We start from the raw sequence: 19,468 nt of genomic DNA on the forward strand, positions 1-19,468 counted from the left end.
TTCAAAGATAAAGAGGATTTAGAAAATAGCAAGGTATCGTGCTGATGTAAAACCACTTAGCTAGGTTGGTTTTTACTGTAAAGAATGTAAAATGTTAAATGATGAATGGTAAATGTAAAAGTGCGGGTTTGGAGACTCCTTTTACATTTACCATTCATCATTTAACATTTTACATTCCCTTTCCCCTACAACGTCAGCCGCTGCTTGTCCTTCAGCAGCACCGCTTTCAGTTTCGCATACGGCACTTTTTGAACGGAGGTTTTTCCATCAATGGCCAGCACGGCGGCTGTGGCGGCCGATTGCCCCAGAATCATGAACACCGGTTCCATCCGGATGGAACCGTAGGCAATGTGCGAACTCGATACACAAACCGGCACCAGCAGGTTTGTACACTCGTTTTCTTTGGGTACAATCGAACCGTAGGCAATCGAATACGGCTTGTCGGGATGAACACCAATGTCGCCTTCGTTCTGGACAAAACCGTCTTTTTTGACAAACCGCTGCGAATTGTGGGCATCCAGCGCGTAGGACCCCATGCCCACCGGATTCGGCACGTCGGTTTTGCCCAGCGCGTCGGCTTCCTTCATGACAAATTCGCCCAGCATCCGACGGGCTTCCCGGATATACAACTGGTGCGGCCAGTTTCCGTTGTCCTTGAATTCATCTTTGGGTAACCCCCACTGCTGCATGGCCTCGTGGACATCCGCCGGAATTTTCGGATCGTTCTGCATGTAATACAACAACCCCTTCTGGTACAGTTCGTGGTCGCGTATGATCTGTTTGCGACGTTCGTAGGTCGCTTCGGGGTAATCGTAATTCTTCCCGATGTAGTCGGTGCTGAACGGACCGTGGTTGTTGGTATCGGTTTTGCGGTTCGGAATGGGGTCGTATTTATCAAACGTTTCACGCCAGCCCGTGGCAAAAACGCGGGCCAGGAGTTCGTAGCGACTCGGATCGTAGCCAGCAGGCTTCGGGAACGGAATGCGGTTTTCGGGGTGATTGCTCAGGCACATCCGGAAACAATACGCCTGAATTTTGTGGTCACCGGTGCCGTTTGCGCCCGGTTCTTCCGCCGATATTTCGGGCAATAAACCGCTTTTAGGATCGCCTTCCACTTTGTAGGGACTCACATTTTTCTTGAAATAGTGGCCGTGCTGAAAAACGCCGACCTGCATACCGTTGTGCGTTTCGTTGTAGACACTGTTCGCTTCCCGGCCAACGTGGTATTTCACGCCCGCTGCCGCCATCAGATCCCCTTCGTAGGTAGCATCGATGAACACTTTCCCCTGATAAACCGTACCGCCCAGCGTTTTGAACGACGTAATAGCCCCCGCCTGTTTCTGAACCCCTTTCGCCGACCGGTCCAGCCATTCGTTGCGGTATACCGTCAGTTTATTTTCCCTCACAAAATCCTCAAAAACCTGCTCGGCCGCGTGTGGTTCAAAGATCCACATGGTGCGGTTGGTGCCGTCGAGCGCGGGCGTCCCCTGGCCTTTATTGCCGTATTCCGAGCGTTTCTGCCAGGTCCACGAAGCGTCTTTCTGGTAATGCTGATAAAGCCGCTGGTAAAACTCGCGGGAGAGTCCGCCAATGACCTCCTTGTTGCCCGTGTCGGTGAAGCCCAGCCCCCCCGACGACAAACCGCCCAGGTGCTTATCCGGCGACACGATAATGACCGATTTGCCCATCTTTTTAACCTGCACGGCAGCCGTCACGGCCGCCGATGTGCCACCATAAATGATCACATCGGCCTGCCGCACCACCGCTTTTCGGGTTGCGGTCGGTTCGACGATGGATGTTCGATAACCGGGCAGCATCAGGAGCAGGCCCAACAGGAGGCCGGTGACGGACCCTTTTTTAAAAAATTCAGAAGCGAACGGGTTGTACAAAGTCATAGTGATTCAGGAAAGACAGCACTCAGGCTGCCACTAGTTTTTGAAGATAAGCCGGGTAGTTTTTACCGTCGCCATCACCGTGGGTAATGCTGTCACCGAAACAGACGATGCGGTTTTTCACCAATTGACGCTGCACCAGAAACGTGTAAAGGGCCACGGCCATCGTCCGGTAGCCTTCCGCAGTGGGATGAATACCATCGGTTTTGTTGCTGTTGGCTTCGTTTTTTAACAAGCTGTTCGCTTCCAGACCAATGTTCCCTACGGTTTCGAAAATATGGTGCATATCCAGCAAAGACGAATTGGTATCCGAAGCTACTTTCCGAATGACGTCATTCATCGCCTTTTTTCGGGCGGTATGTCCCTCAGGCTGGTAAAAAGCCGGGTCGTGTCGGGTCATCAGGTAGGGTTCATAAACCGGCAGAATCGTCATTAGCACAAGTTGGCTCCGGATTGCGATCAGTCGGGAACAGATCGTCCGCATGTTTTGCTCATAGACGGGCAATGGAACGTACTTTTTGCTGTTCACGTCGTTGGTTCCGGCCATCAGAATGGTCAGTTCGGGCCGCTGCGCCAGGCAATCCTTCTCGATCCGGGCCAGCAAATCGACGGTATTGTTGCCGCCAACCCCCGCATTGATGACCACCGGACCAGGTTCTGCGGTTTTTGGCTCACTGTTGTCAGACAATGACTTGCCAAGAAAAGGGGCTACTGCCAGGGTACTTTGCAAAAACGTTCGACGCTGCATGTTATAACGGTTTACGGTTTTCAGTTTACGGTTTTACGGTTGCTGACGCGTTGTTTTTCATTCCCCATCCATTGTTAACTATTGATTTTCAACTGTAAATCGAAAAACCGTATACCGAAAATCGTACGACAAAAATTCAATACCCCGGATTTTGCTCCAGTTTGGGGTTCACATCGCGTTCCGTTTGGGGAATGGGGAACAGATAATGGTGCTCGGCCACGTTAATCACCGGATTTTGGGCTTTCATGGCACTAATCAGGCGTTTCGTCCGGGCCAGATCATACCAGCGATGGCCTTCGAAAGCCAGTTCCAGCCGTCGCTCCAGCAACACACTGTCCCGAAACTGGGCCTGCGTCAGATTCGGGGTCAGATTGGGCAAGCCCGCCCGGTTGCGAATGCGGTTGATGGTGGCATAAGCCTCGGCGTTGTTGGCTCCCAGCTCGTTCAGGGCTTCGGCATACATCAGCAACACGTCCGGGTAGCGAATGATCGGATAATTATTCCCACCATCCGCGTTGCCGGTGGCGGCCGGGTCCAGGTATTTGTAGACATAACACGGAAACAACACACTGGCCGGAGCCGCCGGGGTGCTGGTGGCCGAATAGAGTCTCAGGGTAACATTCCGGCGTTTGTCGTCATCGCGGTAGGCTCTGTACAGATTTTCGGTGGCGGGGTCATCGCCAAAACCGGCAACGCCGTTGACGCGGTCGAAATTGGGACGCATGTAGCCCTGCATCCAACTGCCTTCTCCAAAACCACCACTCAGGGCCTGCATTTCGAAGACGGCTTCTTTGCCGTTTTTGTTGGCGATCAGAAAGGCATCTGCGAAGTTGGCCCACAAATCGTATTGTCCCGAGTTGATCACCTCTTTCGCCTTGGCTGCTGCCTTCGCCCAGTCCTGACGGGTCAGATACACCTTTGCCAGAAAGGCGGTTGCCGCTCCTTTCGTCGCCCGGCCCCGATCTGCGCCGGTGTAGCTCGCGGGCAGCACGGTTTCGGCTTCCGTGAAATCCTGCACGATCAGCGTATAGACCTCATCCACCGACGCCCGCGCCACGCTCAGGTCATTCAGCGAGGTGGTTTCGGTCGTCATGATGGGTACGCCCCCGAACAGCCGAACCAGCGTGAAGTAATAAAAACCGCGCATAAACTTCGCTTCGGCCATGTAGCGTGCTTTCAGAGCCTCATCCATCGGAATGGCCGGTAGGCGGGTAATCACCGCATTGGCCCGGTTGATAGCGGAATAGACCGTCGACCAGATGGCCTGAAACGTATTGGTGGCCGGGGTAAACGTGTATTTGTCGAGGTCGTTTTTCGGCTGGTTCGCGGTCGAGCGACCATTGCCCCACTCGGCATCGTCGGTGGCCTGATCCTGCAAAATCCACATCACCTGACTATACAGGTTTGCGTTGTTCAGCGGGTCATAGACCGCACTGACAGCCGCTTTGGCATCGTCGGCGTTTTTATAAAAATTCGCGGGCGTAAAATTCGATTCGGGCTTCTGGTCCAGCACTTCACAGGACGTCATCAGGCCGATCAGGCAGAGAAGGATTAGGTGTTTTTTCATGACTGGAAAATCAAATGATGGATGATGAACGATGAACGATGGATAGCTGATGCAAGAATTCATCGCTCATCATTCATCATTCTATTTAAAATCCTACGTTAAGTCCGAACAGAAGGGTTTTGGCCGCCGGGTAGCTGGCGTAGTCGAATCCCTGGCTCCGGCTGTCCTGCCCAAACCGGTTTACTTCCGGATCATACCCCGAATAGTTGGTCCAGGTCAGGTAGTTCTGCGCCGTTGCATATACCCGTACCGACTGAATTTTCAGTCCTTTCAGCACTGATGCCGGTAGATTGTACGCCAGTTGGATGTTTTTCAGCCGCAGGTACGACCCATCTTCGATCTGCCGGGTCGATACGCGGTTGGCGGGCCGGGTCGTCGAAGCCCGTGGGATGTCGGTATTGGTGTTGGTGGGCGTCCAGCGGTTCAGCATATCCCGGCTCTGGTTGGTAGTCGCATTCAGGTATTCGAGTTCGTAGCGGTTGGCATTCAGGATGCTGTTTCCGTAAACCCCCTGAAAGAAAGCCGTCAGTTCCAGCCCTTTATACGAGAAAGTGTTGCTAATCCCGCCGATGAACTTGGGTTGCGCCCGGCCAATGATCTTCCGGTCGTTGTCGTCGATTTTTTTGTCGCCGTTCAGATCCAGGTATTTGCGGTCGCCCGGTTTTCGGGCCTGCGGATCGGCCAATGCCGTCAGTTCATCCGTGGTCTGGTACAGGCCGTTGGTCACGTAGCCAAAGAACGATCCCAGGGGTTCGCCCACCCGAATGATCCCGGAATTCAGACCCTGGCCGATGTTGGCGACACTCCCGGCAAAAATCTGGGGTGCCCCGCCAATGTCGAGCACTTTGTTGCGGTTGAGGGCAAAGTTAAAATCGGTATTCCACTTGAAGGCCCCCACCAGATTGCGCGACGAGATGCTGAGTTCGATGCCTTTGTTCTCTACTTTGCCAAGGTTTTTAATGGCACTCGAAAAACCCGACGTACTCGGAACCGTCACATTCAGCAGCAGGTCTTTCGTCCGTTTCAGGTAGGCATCGGCGGTCAGGGTAATCCGGTCGTTCAGAAAACCGACGTCCACGCCCACGTCGGCCTGCGACGTGGTTTCCCACGACAGATCCGGGTTGGCAATCTGGTTTGGCCCCAGGCCCGTCGAAACCGTGTTTCCGAACACGTAGTTCTGGGTTCCCAGCAACGAATACGCCGGGTAGTTGCCAATTCCGTCCTGGTTGCCGGTCGTTCCGTAGGTCATTCGCAGTTTCAGATCGCTGACCACCACATTGTTCTTCAAAAAGGCTTCTTCCGAAACCCGCCAGGCCAGGGCCGCCGAAGGGAAATACCCGAATCGGTTGTTCGCACCAAACCGGGAAGAACCGTCGGTTCGGAACGAAGCCGTCAGCAGGTATTTGTCTTTGTAGCCATAATTCAACCGGGCCAGGTAGGATTGCAGCCCCCAGGTGCCGATGCTCGATTCGGGCGTCAACGGCACGGAACCGGAGGCCAGGTTACTCGAACCCAGGTTGTCATTCACAAAATTACGCGCCTGCGCCCGGTTGGCTTCCGTCCGGCTGGCCTGCTGCGTATACCCGATCAACGCCGTTACGTTGTGGTCGTTATTAAAGGTGCGGGTGTAGGTCAGCAGATTTTCGTTGAGCCAGGTAATGGCCTGTGAATTAAAGATCGCAGCCGATCCGCCCTGAGCCAGACCACTCGAAACCGAGCGGGGCAAGTACGAATCCTGTTTCTGCAAAATCCCGTCGATCCCCAGCGACACGCGCAGGCTCAGGCCCTCAATGATCTGGTAATCCCCAAAAATACTCCCAAAAACGCGGTAGGCCGTATTGCGGTTTTTGTTGTCGCGGGCCAGCGCCACCGGATTGTCGGCGGTGAAAGCCAGTGCCGGGTTGGTCAGCAGATAGGAACCGTCGGCGTTCCGAACCGGTAGAATGGGCGGAAACTGGAGGGCGGCCATCGTTACCAGACCAGCACTGCCCAAATCGCCATCCGAGCGGGCCTGGTTGGTAACGGTGCGGTTGACGGTCAGGCTGTTGCCAATTTTGATTTTATTGGTCAGCTTGCGGTCCAGATTGACCCGGAACGAGTACCGGTCAAAATCGGAGTTGACAATCACGCCGTTTTGTTTGAAATAACCACCCGCAATGGCATATTGCGTTTTTTCATCCCCTCCGCTGATCGAAAGCTGGTAGTTAGAGATGGGCGCCTGCCGGAAAATTTCATCCTGCCAGTCGGTGCCTTCGCCAAACGCATCGACCTGCGCGGGCGTATACACCGCCGGACGGCCTTCGTTCGTGTTGGCGTCGTTGACAAACTGGGCGTATTCCCGTCCGTTCAAAACCGGGTATTTCCGGCGCACATTCTGAATTCCGTAATAGGTATCGAAGGTGATGGTCGATTTGCCGGCTTTTCCCCGCTTCGTCGTGATGATCACCACGCCGTTTGCGCCCCGCGACCCGTAAATGGCCGTGGAAGACGCATCTTTCAGCACCGAAATCGACTCGATGTCGCTGGGATTGAGCGTACTCAACACGTTAAAACTTGAACCAGAGTTGGCCCCATCGTTTTTGAAGGGAATACCGTCGATGACATACAGCGGCTCGTTGTCGCCCTGAATCGAGTTGCCCCCCCGGATGCGGATGCTGGTTGAGCCGCCCGGCGCGCCCGAGTTCTGGGTAATCTGGACGCCAGCCGCACGGCCCTGCAACGCCTGATCGAGCGACGTGACGGCCACTTTGCGAATTTCTTCGACCGGAACCGTGGCCACGGCCCCCGTCAGATCGCTCTTTTTCACCTGACCGTAGCCCACTACCACCACCTCGTTCAGCGATTTGGTATCCGGCACCAGTTGAATATCGATCACGGAGCGGTTTTGCACCAACTGCTCCTGACTCACGTAGCCAACAAAGCTGTAAACCAAGGCAGTAGCCTCATCGGGAATGCTCAGTTGATAACGCCCCTGCACATCGGTCGTCGTTCCGCGTGAAGTTCCTTTCACGACCACACTGACGCCGGGCAGCCCCTCGCCGGTTTCGCTCGTGACCCGTCCGGTTATCCGGACATCGGCCCGGGTCGTTTCAATGGGCTGAATGGTCGACAGATTCATCAGGCCATCCAGCGAAACGGGGCCGGTTCCGGCGGTTGCGGATGTGGCGGCAACGGGTACACTGATCGTTGTCCGCTCGTTTTTGGGTGGCATAATCAGATACGCCCCGGACCGCAGTTTTTTAAACCGCATCCCGTACTTCTTCAGCAACAGGTTGAGATTGGTTTCCAGCCGGGCGTTGAGGTTGAGTGGTTCGGCCGGGCTCAGGTGACGTGCCACGACCGATTCTTCGAATAAAATATCGACGCCGTAATAGTCCTTCAATTGCAGCAAGGTGTTTTTCAGCGGCTGGCTCACCCCAAGGGTGGGCGTAGTTTTCCCGGCCTGTGGGTAGTTGGTCTGCTGTGTTCGGACAAAAGCCAGCGTCTGGGCTACGGCGTGGCCATAACCGACACTGAGCAACCAGCCAGTGGCCAGCGCAAGCGGTATTGATTTTCTCATTGGGTAATTGGGATTTCGGTAGGGGTTGAAAAAATGAGATTCTGGTCGCGGTGGCTGAGTTTCAGATCCAGCAGTTCGGCAAGGGCCTCGGCCAGTTCGTCGGAAGAACCGGCGCGGATCGTACCCGTCAGCGTTCTGCGGGCGAGCGCCGGATCGGCGAGCTGGGCATTGACGCCAAAAACCGCCCGGATCTGGCGCACCACCTCGCGCAGGGAGGTATTGTTGAAACTAAAAAGCCGGTAGCGCCAATGGGCAAAACGGGTCGTGTCGGCCTGCTGCTGCAAGCGTAAGGCCCCTTTTTCGTCGAGCCGCGCCCAGTCGCCGGGTTTCATCAGCAGGTTTTGCGCCGGTTGATTGGCGGTTTTGTAATGGAGGTTCACTTTCCCCCGCTTCAGCACCACTTCGGCGTGGGCGGCCCGGCTGCGGACCGAAAACTCCGTTCCCAACACCTCCACTTCCAGGCCATCCGTTGCCTGAACGACAAAGGGTTGGTGCGTGGAAAGATGCTTCACGTCAAAAACCGCATCGCCTTTCAGGGCCACCCGACGGGAAAACCAGCCGTAGCCCATCCGGGGCAGTTGCAGGGACGAGTTGCTGTTGAGGGCAACTGTGGAACCATCGGGCAGGTTCAGCGAACGGAGTTGGTACGCGTTGGTTGTTATCGTCTGGTAGAAAAGCGGTTTCCGAAAAAACCAGCCGCCAGCCAGCAACACGAACGTGAGCGAAGCCGCGATCAGCCAACGGCCCGGATGCCAGAACGGACGGGGTTCCTCCGGCAGTGGTCGGATCAACCGGGCCGGTGCTTCGTCCGGATTGTCAAGCCGTTGCCGGAACTGGTCGAGGTGATGGGCAAAATCGGGGGCATACTGCGGAAAGCTTCGCTCCCATTCGTCCAGCCACTGAAAATACGTTTCCCGGCTGGCCGGGCGCGTCAGCCATTCGCCGATCACTTTCTGCTGGACCGACGTGGCCTGACCGGCAAAGTACGTAAACAACAATTCTTTGGTAGGTTCCATGATGAGGTTGTAGATCGGTGAGGCTACGCGAAAACCGTCAGCAGAAGCAGCCCATAACTAATCAGTTTCTGGTTTCGGAGGAATTGCCGAACCGTTGAAATGGCCTGTAGCAAGTGGTTTTCGACCGTTTTGGGGGAAAGCGTCAGCTCGATGGCAATCTCCTTGTAGGATTTTCCTTCAAACCGGCTCAACAAAAACACGCGTTGCCGCTGGGGCGATAATTGCTGAACGGCCTGTTCGAGGGCGCGGTACAGTTCGTCCTGCTGCAAAAGCCGGTCGGGCTGCATGGCATCCTGATCAGCCTGGTCGAGGTCGTCAGGCAGCGGTTCCTGGCGGCTCAGTTCCCACCGCAGGCTATTGTAGGCCCGGTTGCGAACCGCCTGGTAGAGATACGCCCGGTACGATCCCTTGATCTGTTTGTAAAGTTCTTTCTGGTAAAAGGTATAGAACAGATCCGCGACCACATCTTCGGCCACCTGGCGGTCGTAGACAAACCGAATGGCGTGGCTGCACAAGGGCGCGAAATACTGCCGGAAGAGCAGTTCACAGCCGAGTTTCGGGTCGGCAGCAAAAGCATTGCGGATGAACAACTCGCTGTCGGCACTCACCGGAACCGGGGTCGCGGCATCGCTCCTGAGCAGTGGCGGTGGGCCGCCGGGATTGGGGTCGGGAGAGGGCCGGAATGGAAACGCGTTGGCTGGCATCGGTCAAAGGGTCTGGTACGATGAAGACAAGTTAGTACCAAAAATCCCCCAATCGATTTTTATTTTTTATGTTTAAAATGCAAAAAATGGCTACAAAGATAAAATTGCTACGGAGATTATCGCCCGGGATTTGTAAATATATACATCCCGTCCGCGGTATAAATTATTCATCTTCCATCAATTGTAGGAGATTGTCTAATTCGTCGTCTGAGACCGTACTTCGCTCTGACTTGTCGTAGATAAACGATAAAGTGATGGTTTCAGCAACAATTTTAACATATGTAATTACTCTGGCACCACCCGACTTACCGGTCCGCTTCGATGCAATTTTCAGCCTTACTTTGTATAAATTACCACCTAAGGATTCGCCAAGTGTAGGATTTGCGAGTAACTCAGCTCCTAACTGAGCCAAATCCTTTGGGAGAGAAGGGTACTTTTTAATCAAGCGTTTCAACTGCCGGTCGAACACGCTCAACGTCAAAATTTTAAAGCTCATTTAGCAAATCGGCTAAAGGACGAGCCTGTTTTTCGCCCCGCTCAACTGCTTTCAGCTCCTGAATAGCCTCTTTCAGTTCTGCAATCAGTTGTTCTTTCGTGGATTCTTCAACTTCATATTCCGCTAGCTCAGTGTAGCGTTTTTTCAGCCGTTTCCAGTCCTGCATCGGGATAAAAACGCCTGTTGGATTGCCTTTACTATCATGGATGACTTGGAGATTCATAATAACTCGTAGTTTTTCAAATATCGTCAGAAATAGGAAGGGATGCAAACTTGCCACTTGACGCCGTTAGAACATATACGACTTTTCAGTATAAATCTTTCTTCATATCTGAAGTTCGTTTTACAAATTACAAAAAAACGCCCGACTTCATCAGCCGGGCGTCTCCAATACAGTACCAGCGCGTTAATCCAACGTTGGAATCACTTTATCGAGGTTGTAAAACAGAATATCCTCCTTGCCATTTTCGCCTTCGTTCATCATCATGCCGACCACGGCGTTCTTCTGAATTCGACCCGCCAGAATCTCTTTCGACAGGGCGTTCAGGATGCGCCGTTGCATCACGCGTTTCAGCGGACGGGCACCAAACTGCGGGTCGAAGCCTTCTTCGGCGAGCTTGTCGAGCACTTCCTGATCGGCTTCGATCGTAATGCCCTGCTCGGCCAGCCGGTCCTGAATGTGCTTGAACTGCAGCCCCACGATCTTGCGGATTTCGCGTTTGGTCAACGGCTGGAACATCACCAGTTCGTCGATCCGGTTCAGAAATTCGGGACGCAGCGTTTGCTTCAGCAATTCAAAGACTTCGTCTTTCGTATCCTCAATGATCTGCTCCCGGTTCCAGTCTTCCATCTGCGCAAACCGCTCGCGGATGATGTGGCTGCCGATGTTCGAGGTCATGATGACGATCGTGTTCTTGAAACTGGCCACCCGGCCTTTGCTGTCGGTCAACCGGCCGTCGTCCAGCACCTGCAACAGGATGTTGAACACATCGGGATGGGCTTTTTCGATCTCATCCAGCAGAATAACGCTGTACGGTTTCCGGCGAACGGCTTCGGTCAACTGACCGCCTTCATCGTAGCCGATGTAGCCCGGAGGAGCGCCAATCAGGCGGCTGACGGCGTGGCGTTCCTGAAACTCCGACATATCGATCCGCACCAGCGAGTTCTCGTCGTTGAACAGATAATCGGCCAGGGCCTTCGCCAGCTCGGTTTTACCAACGCCGGTCGTTCCCAGAAAAATGAACGAACCCAGCGGACGTTTCGGGTCCTGCATCCCGGCGCGGCTCCGGCGAACCGCATCGGCCACCGCCTGAATGGCTTCTTCCTGCCCCGCCACGCGTTTCGCCAGCTCGTCTTCCAGGTGCAGCAGTTTCTCCCGTTCCGACTCCATCATCCGGCTCACCGGAATGCCCGTCCATTTAGCCACTACCTCCGCAATATCGTCGGCGGTTACTTCTTCCTGCAACAGGTTCTGGCCGTCGCCTTCTGTTTTAACCAGCTCATCCAGCCGGTTTTGCATTTCGGGCAGACGACCGTAGCGAATCTCGGCCACCTTGCCGTAATCGCCCGACCGTTCGGCCTGCTCGGCTTCCGATTTCAGTTGATCGAGTTGTTCTTTCAATGTCCGGACTTCGTTCACCGACTGTTTTTCTACCTCCCAGCGGGCTTTCATGCTGTTTCGCAGTTCATTGAGGTCTTCAATTTGCCGGTTCAGAACGCTTTCCTTGTCGCGGTCGGACTCCCGGCGAATTGCTTCCCGTTCAATTTCCAACTGCATGATTCGGCGGTTCAGTTCGTCCAGTTCTTCGGGCACCGAGTCGATTTCCAGCCGCATTTTGGCAGCCGCTTCGTCCATCAGGTCGATGGCTTTGTCGGGCAAAAACCGGTCGGAAATGTAGCGGTTCGAGAGTTCGACGGCGGCAATGACCGCGTCGTCCTTGATCCGAACGCCGTGGTGCAATTCGTATTTTTCCTTGATCCCCCGCAGAATCGAAATCGCATCTTTCACATCCGGTTCGTCTACCAGAACCGTCTGGAACCGGCGCTCAAGGGCTTTATCTTTCTCGATGTATTTCTGGTATTCTTTCAGCGTGGTGGCACCGATGGCGTGCAATTCGCCCCGCGCCAGGGCCGGTTTCAACAGGTTGGCCGCATCCATCGCGCCATCTCCTCCCCCGGCACCCGCACCGATCAAGGTGTGAATCTCGTCAATAAACAGCACGATTTCACCCTCGGAATCAGTCACTTCCTTGATAACCGCCTTGAGTCGTTCCTCAAATTCACCCTTGTATTTCGCACCCGCCACGAGCAAACCCATGTCGAGCGATACGATGATTTTTGATTTCAGGTTTTCGGGAACGTCACCCTGCACAATCCGCTGGGCCAGCCCTTCGACAATGGCGGTTTTCCCGACGCCCGGTTCACCGATCAGCATCGGGTTGTTTTTTGTCCGACGGCTCAGGATTTGCAGCACCCGACGAATCTCTTCGTCGCGGCCAATCACGGGATCAATTTTCCCTTTTTCGGCCAGTTCATTCAAATTTTTGCTGTACCGTTCCAGGGAGCGGTATTTCGCTTCGGCATTGGGATCTTTCACAGGATTATTTTTTCCGCGTAATTCTTTAATGGCTTCTTTCAGTACTTTTTCAGTGAACCCGACGTCTTTCAACAGCGTCGCCACGGCGTCTTTGCCCCCCGAAAGTCCCAACAGAATCAGCTCGATGCTAACGTACTCATCGCCAAACTCTTTCAATAACTTGGTCGCTCGTTGCAAAGCCGAATTCAGGTCGTTTCCGAGGTAAATATTGGGGGTTCCCTGCGCGCCGACCGACACCTTGGGATACCCGTTCACAATGGCGTCCAGAGCCAGCGTCAGTTGGCTGGAATTAACGCCGGTTTTTTTAGACAGAAACCCCATCGTGTTGGGATCTTCGTCGATAATCGCTTTCAGCACGTGGCCGGTTTCCACCGACTGCTGCTGATTTCCCTGCGCAATCTGGGCCGCCTGCTGGATGACCTCCTGCGCTTTGATGGTGTAGTTTGTTAAGTTCATGGTTGTGGGTTAAACACTTTACCGGCGTAACAACTACTGCCCGGTTTGCGTTTTCGTTGCTGTTATCTATTTATCAAAGAGCAGGCCAGCCGGGTTTTTCGGCCAATTTGGCGGAGATTCGGGTAAAAAAAGGGGCTATTTTGCCATTCTGACACTTTTCAACCAAATGGTGTCGAAAAGAAGCCGAATTGTCCGTAACTCGCTATCTTACCAACGCCCATTTTTCGTTATGAATTAACCCGTACAATTCCCATTTTTACAAAACCGAATCCACTCATTCAACGTATGAAGGCCAAAACTACTTTGCTCGTTTGTGTCGCGGTAACCTTCCTGCTCGGGTGTGGTGGTGACAAAAAAGATCCGCCGGATCCCCAGAATCAGACCTGCCGGGTCAATGAGGTTCCCGACTTCTATTTTGACTCCGGCCCGGTGTCCATTACCTACGACGCCAACAAACGGGTGGCTGCCATCCAGCAGTCGTCGTTCAACGTGTTTTCGTTCACCTATAACGCCACGGGCCGCGTGACCCGGTTTCTGGCCGGCATCTCCCAATTCGAGAACCTCGGGGCGGAAGAGCATACGGTGACCTATGACGCCAGCGGCCGCATTGCGACCATCAACGCCATCGACAATGCCCGGACGGTGACGGCAACACCGACCTACGACGCGCAAAACCGCATTACCAAAATTTCGGTCGTGGACCCCAGCGGGCAGCGGACCTACTTCAAACGCATGGAATACGATGCCGCCGGGAATGTGACCAAGGTGTTTTACGCGAAAAACCAGGAGGCCGAAAGACTCTATGCGGAATACCGATACGACGACAAAAAATCGCCCTTTCTCAACCAACCCGCTTTTCAGCTCATTCCGCTGGTGTCTTCGCTGGTCGACAAAAGCCACTACCTCAGTGTGAACAATCCGGTTCAGTACAAGGATTTTGGCTACGGCTACACCGCTACTTACCAGTACAGCAATGATTTGCCCACCGAAACCTCACTCCTGTTGCAGCAAACCGGCAATCCATCGATTGTCAACAAACAAAAAGCGTATAAATACGACTGTCAGTAGAAAAACCGACAAATTTTAGCCGTTTTTCAACCAAAGCAGTTAGTAAAAGGAATAATCCCTTAACTGACTGACTCCATGAAAATTACCGGTTTCTTCCTGACGCTGCTGTTGCTGGCAGGCTGCAAAAACGAAAATTCTCCCAAATTACTGAAGGAAGTAGAAGTCCGGAAAGACGGGGCCAATGGCCTGATCGTCTCTGTTGCGCTGGTGGACGAAGCGGGCAAACCAACCACTGCCGAGGGCTTGTTACTGGTTGAAATTCAGGGTATCTCCGCCAGGGATTCCGTTTTTACCGTGACCGAAGTAGATACGGCCTTGACCGAAGCCAGTTTCCGAACGCTTTCGTTTGGAGAAGGATCGCTGAAAAAAAAGATGCTGGGTTTTGAAACGAACCCGATTCCGTATAAAACCTCGGATCAGGAAGCTTCCTATCAAAAATCCAACAAAAAAGGATTGATGCAGGTGTCGTTCAAACCGGTGGGCGGCACGGTGCTTCATCAAACCGTTACGTATGAACTTTAAGGGCTTCTAAGGAAATTCTAAGGAGATATTCAGTTGAGTTTAAGATTCGGCGGGCAGTTTTGAATCGTGAAACAACCCCTACGTCATGATGTCTCAACTGTTTTTTCAACGCCCTCTTCAAACCCGCTCCACCCGCTTTGCCAATTATTACAACCAATATGGCAAACCCGCCCGGAAAAAGCCCCGGCCCGAACGACCCGACTGGCTGGTGGTGCTGACGTTCGTCGCCATTGCGCTGACAATTCTGTTTAGCTGAGGATGCGGGATTGTGCCGCCGGGTTCATTCCCCGGATATCGGGCTTATGGAACCCGCTTTCCTTTTACGGCGGCCTGTTCCAATATTTCCCGCCCAAAACCGGAGTTCTGCCAGGTGGGCGACAGCGTCCGGTACATCTCCAGGTAATCGGCTTTGGTTAAGTAATTCCCTAAGGTACAAAGTGTTGGCAGTGCCGCTCCTACGGCGGTGCTATGGTAGCGTTTGACATACGACTTCAACAGCTCGATTCGGCTGGCGGTCATTTCGTCCATGATTTTTTTCAATATCCCCGCACGGGCCGTATCCTTTTGCGCAACCAGTGCTTCCTGAACCTGTTTGATCCGGAAACGCTGGTAGCCGATTTGTTGGTCTTCCCGCCACCATTCTTTCCAAAGCCGGTCGATGTCTGAACCGTTGACCGTCACGCTGTCATAGAGCGGTTTCGGCCCTTCCACCTCAACGGTTCGGTTGTCGAGCAGAATGTCCGCTAGCTTCAAACTTACACTCCCTTTCCCCGCATACAGATAGATATGGGCGGCCTCTGCCATGCTTCCATCGAACACAAACCGTTCCTGCCGAACCACCGTCGAATCGATCACCTGCCGCTTGCCGCCGTCGATCAGGTACATTTTTGTCTGGTCGGGCAACCCCCGAATGTGGCCGACGACGCGGTAGCCGGGGCGTTGCTGGGCGGAACAGAGTGTGCCTAAAAAGAGCAGGAAGAGGGCGAAAAAATGTTGGGCGGTTTGCATGAGGTCGAAAGCTAGCGTTGGTACCGGCAGAGACGAATCCAGACGGTTTTCATTACAGCGAATCCGGTTTTTACGGTTGCTAAAAAATCGTTTACTTGGTGCTGGCTTCCTCGCAACGCGCAATGAGCAGCCCAAATTGACCCGTCGAACCCGTTCAATATGACTTATACCTTTCGAAACGACCAACCTGAGATCTTTTTAAGTATTGTCCGCGAGGTAGGTCAGTGGCTCGTGGAAACCGGCCAGACGCTGTGGGAAATCGATACGCTCACGGCTGACAATCTGTTCGACGACTACACCCGGGACCACAGTTATGTCATGTCGGTCGACGCTGGCGACGGGCTGGTAGTTCCGGCGGCTACCTTCACCTTGCAGTGGAAAGATCCCCTCTATTTCGGTGAGGTGCCCGACCATACGGCTGGTTTTATTCATAAACTCGCCATCCGAAGGCAATTTGCAGGTCAGAACCTCTTCGCCCCGATCCTGGATTTCTGCCGGGCAGAATGCCGTCGGCGCGGCATCCACGAGATTCGACTGGAGACTGACGCCACCCGACCACCGCTCATGCGGTTTTATGAACGCCACGGTTTTCAGCCGACCTATCAGAGAGCCATTGAAGAATTTGGGCAGACCTTTTTGTGTCAGTATTACGTCCTGCGGTTGTAGGATGACAACGCTGGCACTGCGTTTTTTTACTCACGAAGGCTGCGGATTCGCTGGAACGGGAATCGTGTGCCGCCTTAGAATCCGCTCGATTTCTGCCTGACCGGTTTTAGTTTCACGCGGCTTATACAGCAGCAACCGCGCCCGGCGGCCCGTCTCTTCGGTATCGATAATCGGAGCCGGGTAATCGATGCCAACCTGAAAATGGCACATGATCTGTTCCAGGGGCGGCATCTGCCACGGTTCATGAAGGTAGGCCAGCGGACAATTGACCAGTTCCGGCACCCATTGACGGATAAAGACACCTTCCGGATCGTGCTCCTGCGACTGCTTGACGGGATTGTAGATCCGGACGGTATTCGTCCCGGTCATGCCCGTTTGCATCTGCACCTGCGCGTAGTGAATGCCCGGTTCAAAATCGGTGAAGAGCCGGGCCAGGTGCCAGGCTCCCTCCTGCCAGTGCTGGAACAGATGATGACTCAGAAACGACATCAACATGGCCCGCATCCGGAAATTGACATAGCCCGTCGCTTTCAGGCAACGCATGCAGGCATCCACCAGCGGATAGCCCGTTTGGCCGTCGCGCCAGGCCCGGTACTGCGCCAGATTTTCATTTTTTTGCAACCCGTCGAAAGCCCGGTTGATGTTTTGAAACTCCATCCGGTCTTCGGATTCAAATTTTTGAATAAAATGGCAGTGCCAGCGCAGCCGCGAAGCAAAAGCATCGAATTGTCGGCGAAACGACACGCCATCGATGCTCTTTTTGGCCGTTAACTGCGCCTGAAAAACCTGCCGGATGCTCAGACAACCCCAGGCCAGGTAGGGCGACAGTCGGCTGCATCCCCGACGGCTGGCCAGCGGTTTGGAGATCGACCGGGCATAAAGCGAGATTCGCTTTGCCAGAAAACTGTTCAGATACCGGTACGCGTTCCGTTCCCCACCCGGCTGAAACAGCGGGTTGGGTTCCTGCCACGCCGGGGGAAGGTCGGGACCGCGCTGGGCTCGATACCATTCGTCGGGCAAATCGGCCGGTTTCCAGCGGCTGAGGTCGGGATGTTGCTGGGGCGACCGCATGGTTTGCTGCCAGTCGTCCGCCCAGGTTTCCCGGTTTTTGAGCCCCCGAATCACGCCATTGGACGGAAATTCCCGCCAGACAATACCGGCCTGACGGCAGAATTGGGCCACGGCTTTATCGCGGTCATACGTCACTTTCAGCCCCGTTTCTTCGTAGGAGAAGATAGTGTCGATCGTAAAAATCTGGTGAAGGGCATCGAATACATCAGGCACACTGCGGTGAAAAATCCAGATGTGGGGTGGGCCTTCCGGTTCCAGTGACTCAACCGATTCGGACTCATCGTCGAACACAAAGGGAAGCCACTCGTGATTGAATTCAGAAACCGTCGGCCCGGTTTTTTCCAACTCCGAAAGCCGCTGGTTCAGATCGGCCAGTGACTCGCTGACAAACCGCCAGTGGCGCGGATCATAATTCGGATCGGCGATAACTTCGGGTTCGAAAACGTATACCAGCAGCAGCGGCCGGTTGCTCACGTTGAGGGCAGCCTGCAAAGGCGCGTGATCACGCAGGCGCAAATCACGCTTGAACCAGAGGATGTTGACAGCTGGGCGATCGGTCATGAGCCAATGTCGGGCTAAAAAGCCTGAAAAACAGTGGACAATACAAGATCGTGTTGACCCCAAATGTTTGCGTACCGGAGAAATTTTTAAGGATAGGCAACTTGAACTCTAAAAACCGCCTGGCGATCAGGCATTTGGAAGACCTGCTTTATAACAATTAGTTTCCTTTAAAGATGTTTGGAACTGCAAAGAATACAAAAGTCTAAATGATGAATGCCAAATGTAAAAGTGCTGGATTGAGAGCTACTTCTACTTTTGGCATTCATCATTTAGACTTTTGTATTCCCTTCCATTTTGTCCTATTTTGAAGGAAAATAAAATCCAGAACAAGCACTTATAAAAGTTGTCAGGCCGCTTCGGCCAGTTCCTGCCGACCCTGTCGTTTCAGAATCCGGTAGTGGGAATGCAGCGCGGAGAAAAACGTGGGATTTTCCAGGTACGGCAATTCAAATTCTTCGGCGGTTTTTTTCACGATTTCCGTGATGGCCGGGTAATGAATGTGGCAGACTTTGGGAAACAGATGGTGTTCGATCTGGCGGTTTAAGCCACCGCAGAAGAAAGCGGCCGTCTTGCTGCGGGGCGCAAAATTAGCGGTCGTACGCAATTGATGAACCGCCCAGGCTTCCTGAATGCTCATGCCGTTGACCGGAACCGGAAATGACGTTCCCTCGACCAGGTGCGCCATCTGAAAAACAATGGCGATCAAGGCTCCCTCCACCAGATGCATGACAACAAAACCCAGCGCAACCTGCCACCAGGCCAGATCCAGAACCAGGTAAGGAAGCACCAGAAAGCAGAAATAGTAGGCCGCTTTGGTAGCAAACAAAGTGATATATTCATGCCGTGGATGGCGCGGATTGGCGTGCTGACCAATTTTTTTCTGGAAAAACTTCACAAAATCTTTCCGAAAAACCCAGGAAAGCGACGTCAGCGAATACAGCGGCAGGGCATACAGATGCTGGTAGCGTTGCCACGGCCGGTAGCGTTCGCCGTCTTCCAGCCGAATCAGACCCGGTGCCACGTCGATATCTTCGTCATGTCCGAAAATATTGGTGTAGGTATGATGAACGATATTGTGGGAAATCTTCCAGACGTACGGATTGGCACCAATGAAGTAAAAACTACTGCTTAGTATTTTATTGAGCCAGTTTCGGGACGAAAACGCTCCGTGCATCGCGTCGTGCGATACATTGAAGCCAATAAAAGCGGCAAAAATGCCCAACAAAACGGCCAGCCCCAGCATGGTCCAGGCGCTGAACAGGTTGGAAATGATCAGGCCATACAGGAGTCCATAACCGCCTAAGAAAAAGATGGTTTTAAACCACATGGCAAAGTTGGCATTGGGCGAAATACCGTTTTCCTTAAAATAGGCATCAACTCGGCGACGAGCGGTGGCAAAGAACTGCGACCGACCGGTATTGGTAAATTTTACGGGTGTTTGCATCAATTCAAATCAGTTGACAAGCCGACCGGGTTCCTTAAATTTTCTGTGAGCCAGACAAAGGCCGGTTCTTGGAAGAACGACCGCGCCGACTTGC

Annotated in this window: 16 protein-coding genes; 4 read left to right on the plus strand and 12 right to left on the minus strand. The window is 53.5% G+C overall.

Annotated features, from left to right (window positions below):
• Window positions 1-185: 185 nt before the first annotated feature.
• The 9 genes from FH871_RS07645 to clpB form a co-directional block, all read right to left on the minus strand.
• Complete coding sequence (locus FH871_RS07645) at window positions 186-1,817, minus strand: FAD-dependent oxidoreductase (RefSeq protein ID WP_138990991.1); 1,632 nt, start codon at window positions 1,815-1,817, stop codon at window positions 186-188.
• A gap of 100 nt (window positions 1,818-1,917) precedes the next feature.
• Window positions 1,918-2,640, minus strand: coding sequence for a GDSL-type esterase/lipase family protein (locus FH871_RS07650; RefSeq protein WP_138990836.1), 723 nt, complete (start codon window positions 2,638-2,640; stop codon window positions 1,918-1,920).
• Between the two features lie 136 nt (window positions 2,641-2,776).
• Window positions 2,777-4,207, minus strand: coding sequence for a RagB/SusD family nutrient uptake outer membrane protein (locus tag FH871_RS07655; RefSeq protein ID WP_138990837.1), 1,431 nt, complete (start codon window positions 4,205-4,207; stop codon window positions 2,777-2,779).
• Window positions 4,208-4,292: 85 nt separating this feature from the next.
• Complete coding sequence (locus FH871_RS07660; RefSeq protein WP_138990838.1) at window positions 4,293-7,766, minus strand: TonB-dependent receptor; 3,474 nt, start codon at window positions 7,764-7,766, stop codon at window positions 4,293-4,295.
• On the minus strand, window positions 7,763-8,782 hold the full coding sequence (locus FH871_RS07665) for a FecR family protein (protein ID WP_138990839.1): 1,020 nt from the start codon (window positions 8,780-8,782) through the stop codon (window positions 7,763-7,765). Before FH871_RS07665 ends, FH871_RS07660 begins: the two co-directional genes overlap by 4 nt.
• Window positions 8,783-8,805: 23 nt before the next feature.
• A complete protein-coding gene (locus tag FH871_RS07670; RefSeq protein ID WP_138990840.1) occupies window positions 8,806-9,486 on the minus strand; it encodes an RNA polymerase sigma-70 factor in 681 nt (226 codons plus the stop codon).
• Between the two features lie 163 nt (window positions 9,487-9,649).
• Complete coding sequence (locus FH871_RS07675; RefSeq protein ID WP_138990841.1) at window positions 9,650-9,982, minus strand: type II toxin-antitoxin system RelE/ParE family toxin; 333 nt, start codon at window positions 9,980-9,982, stop codon at window positions 9,650-9,652.
• A complete protein-coding gene (locus tag FH871_RS07680) occupies window positions 9,972-10,205 on the minus strand; it encodes a hypothetical protein (RefSeq protein WP_138990842.1) in 234 nt (77 codons plus the stop codon). Before FH871_RS07680 ends, FH871_RS07675 begins: the two co-directional genes overlap by 11 nt.
• 183 nt (window positions 10,206-10,388) lie before the next feature.
• Window positions 10,389-13,034: an ATP-dependent chaperone ClpB gene (clpB, locus tag FH871_RS07685; protein WP_138990843.1), complete on the minus strand. Its 2,646-nt coding sequence runs from the start codon at window positions 13,032-13,034 to the stop codon at window positions 10,389-10,391.
• Window positions 13,035-13,319: 285 nt separating this feature from the next.
• On the opposite strand from clpB, the gene FH871_RS07690 reads away from it, so the two are divergent.
• From FH871_RS07690 to FH871_RS33075, 3 genes are all read left to right on the plus strand, one after another.
• A complete protein-coding gene (locus tag FH871_RS07690) occupies window positions 13,320-14,102 on the plus strand; it encodes an RHS repeat domain-containing protein (protein WP_138990844.1) in 783 nt (260 codons plus the stop codon).
• A gap of 75 nt (window positions 14,103-14,177) precedes the next feature.
• Window positions 14,178-14,624: a hypothetical protein gene (locus FH871_RS07695; protein WP_138990845.1), complete on the plus strand. Its 447-nt coding sequence runs from the start codon at window positions 14,178-14,180 to the stop codon at window positions 14,622-14,624.
• An 85-nt stretch (window positions 14,625-14,709) separates the two neighbouring features.
• Window positions 14,710-14,880, plus strand: a complete 171-nt coding sequence (locus FH871_RS33075) for a hypothetical protein (RefSeq protein WP_171062792.1) — start codon at window positions 14,710-14,712, stop codon at window positions 14,878-14,880.
• Window positions 14,881-14,924: 44 nt separating this feature from the next.
• On the opposite strand, the gene FH871_RS07700 is transcribed toward FH871_RS33075, so the two are convergent.
• Window positions 14,925-15,632, minus strand: coding sequence for a DUF4369 domain-containing protein (locus FH871_RS07700; protein ID WP_138990846.1), 708 nt, complete (start codon window positions 15,630-15,632; stop codon window positions 14,925-14,927).
• Window positions 15,633-15,791: 159 nt separating this feature from the next.
• Between FH871_RS07700 and FH871_RS07705 the strand changes: the two genes are divergently transcribed.
• Complete coding sequence (locus FH871_RS07705; protein ID WP_138990847.1) at window positions 15,792-16,298, plus strand: GNAT family N-acetyltransferase; 507 nt, start codon at window positions 15,792-15,794, stop codon at window positions 16,296-16,298.
• A 30-nt stretch (window positions 16,299-16,328) separates the two neighbouring features.
• Here FH871_RS07705 and FH871_RS07710 read toward each other — a convergent pair whose 3' ends face one another.
• Window positions 16,329-17,930 (minus strand): cryptochrome/deoxyribodipyrimidine photo-lyase family protein, encoded by a 1,602-nt coding sequence (locus tag FH871_RS07710; RefSeq protein ID WP_138990848.1) that lies wholly within the window; start codon window positions 17,928-17,930, stop codon window positions 16,329-16,331.
• A 346-nt stretch (window positions 17,931-18,276) separates the two neighbouring features.
• A complete protein-coding gene (locus tag FH871_RS07715) occupies window positions 18,277-19,374 on the minus strand; it encodes an acyl-CoA desaturase (protein WP_138990849.1) in 1,098 nt (365 codons plus the stop codon).
• Window positions 19,375-19,468 lie beyond the last annotated feature (94 nt).

It is taken from the genome of Larkinella sp. C7 (assembly GCF_006149005.1).
Taxonomy (GTDB): Bacteria; Bacteroidota; Bacteroidia; order Cytophagales; family Spirosomataceae; genus Larkinella.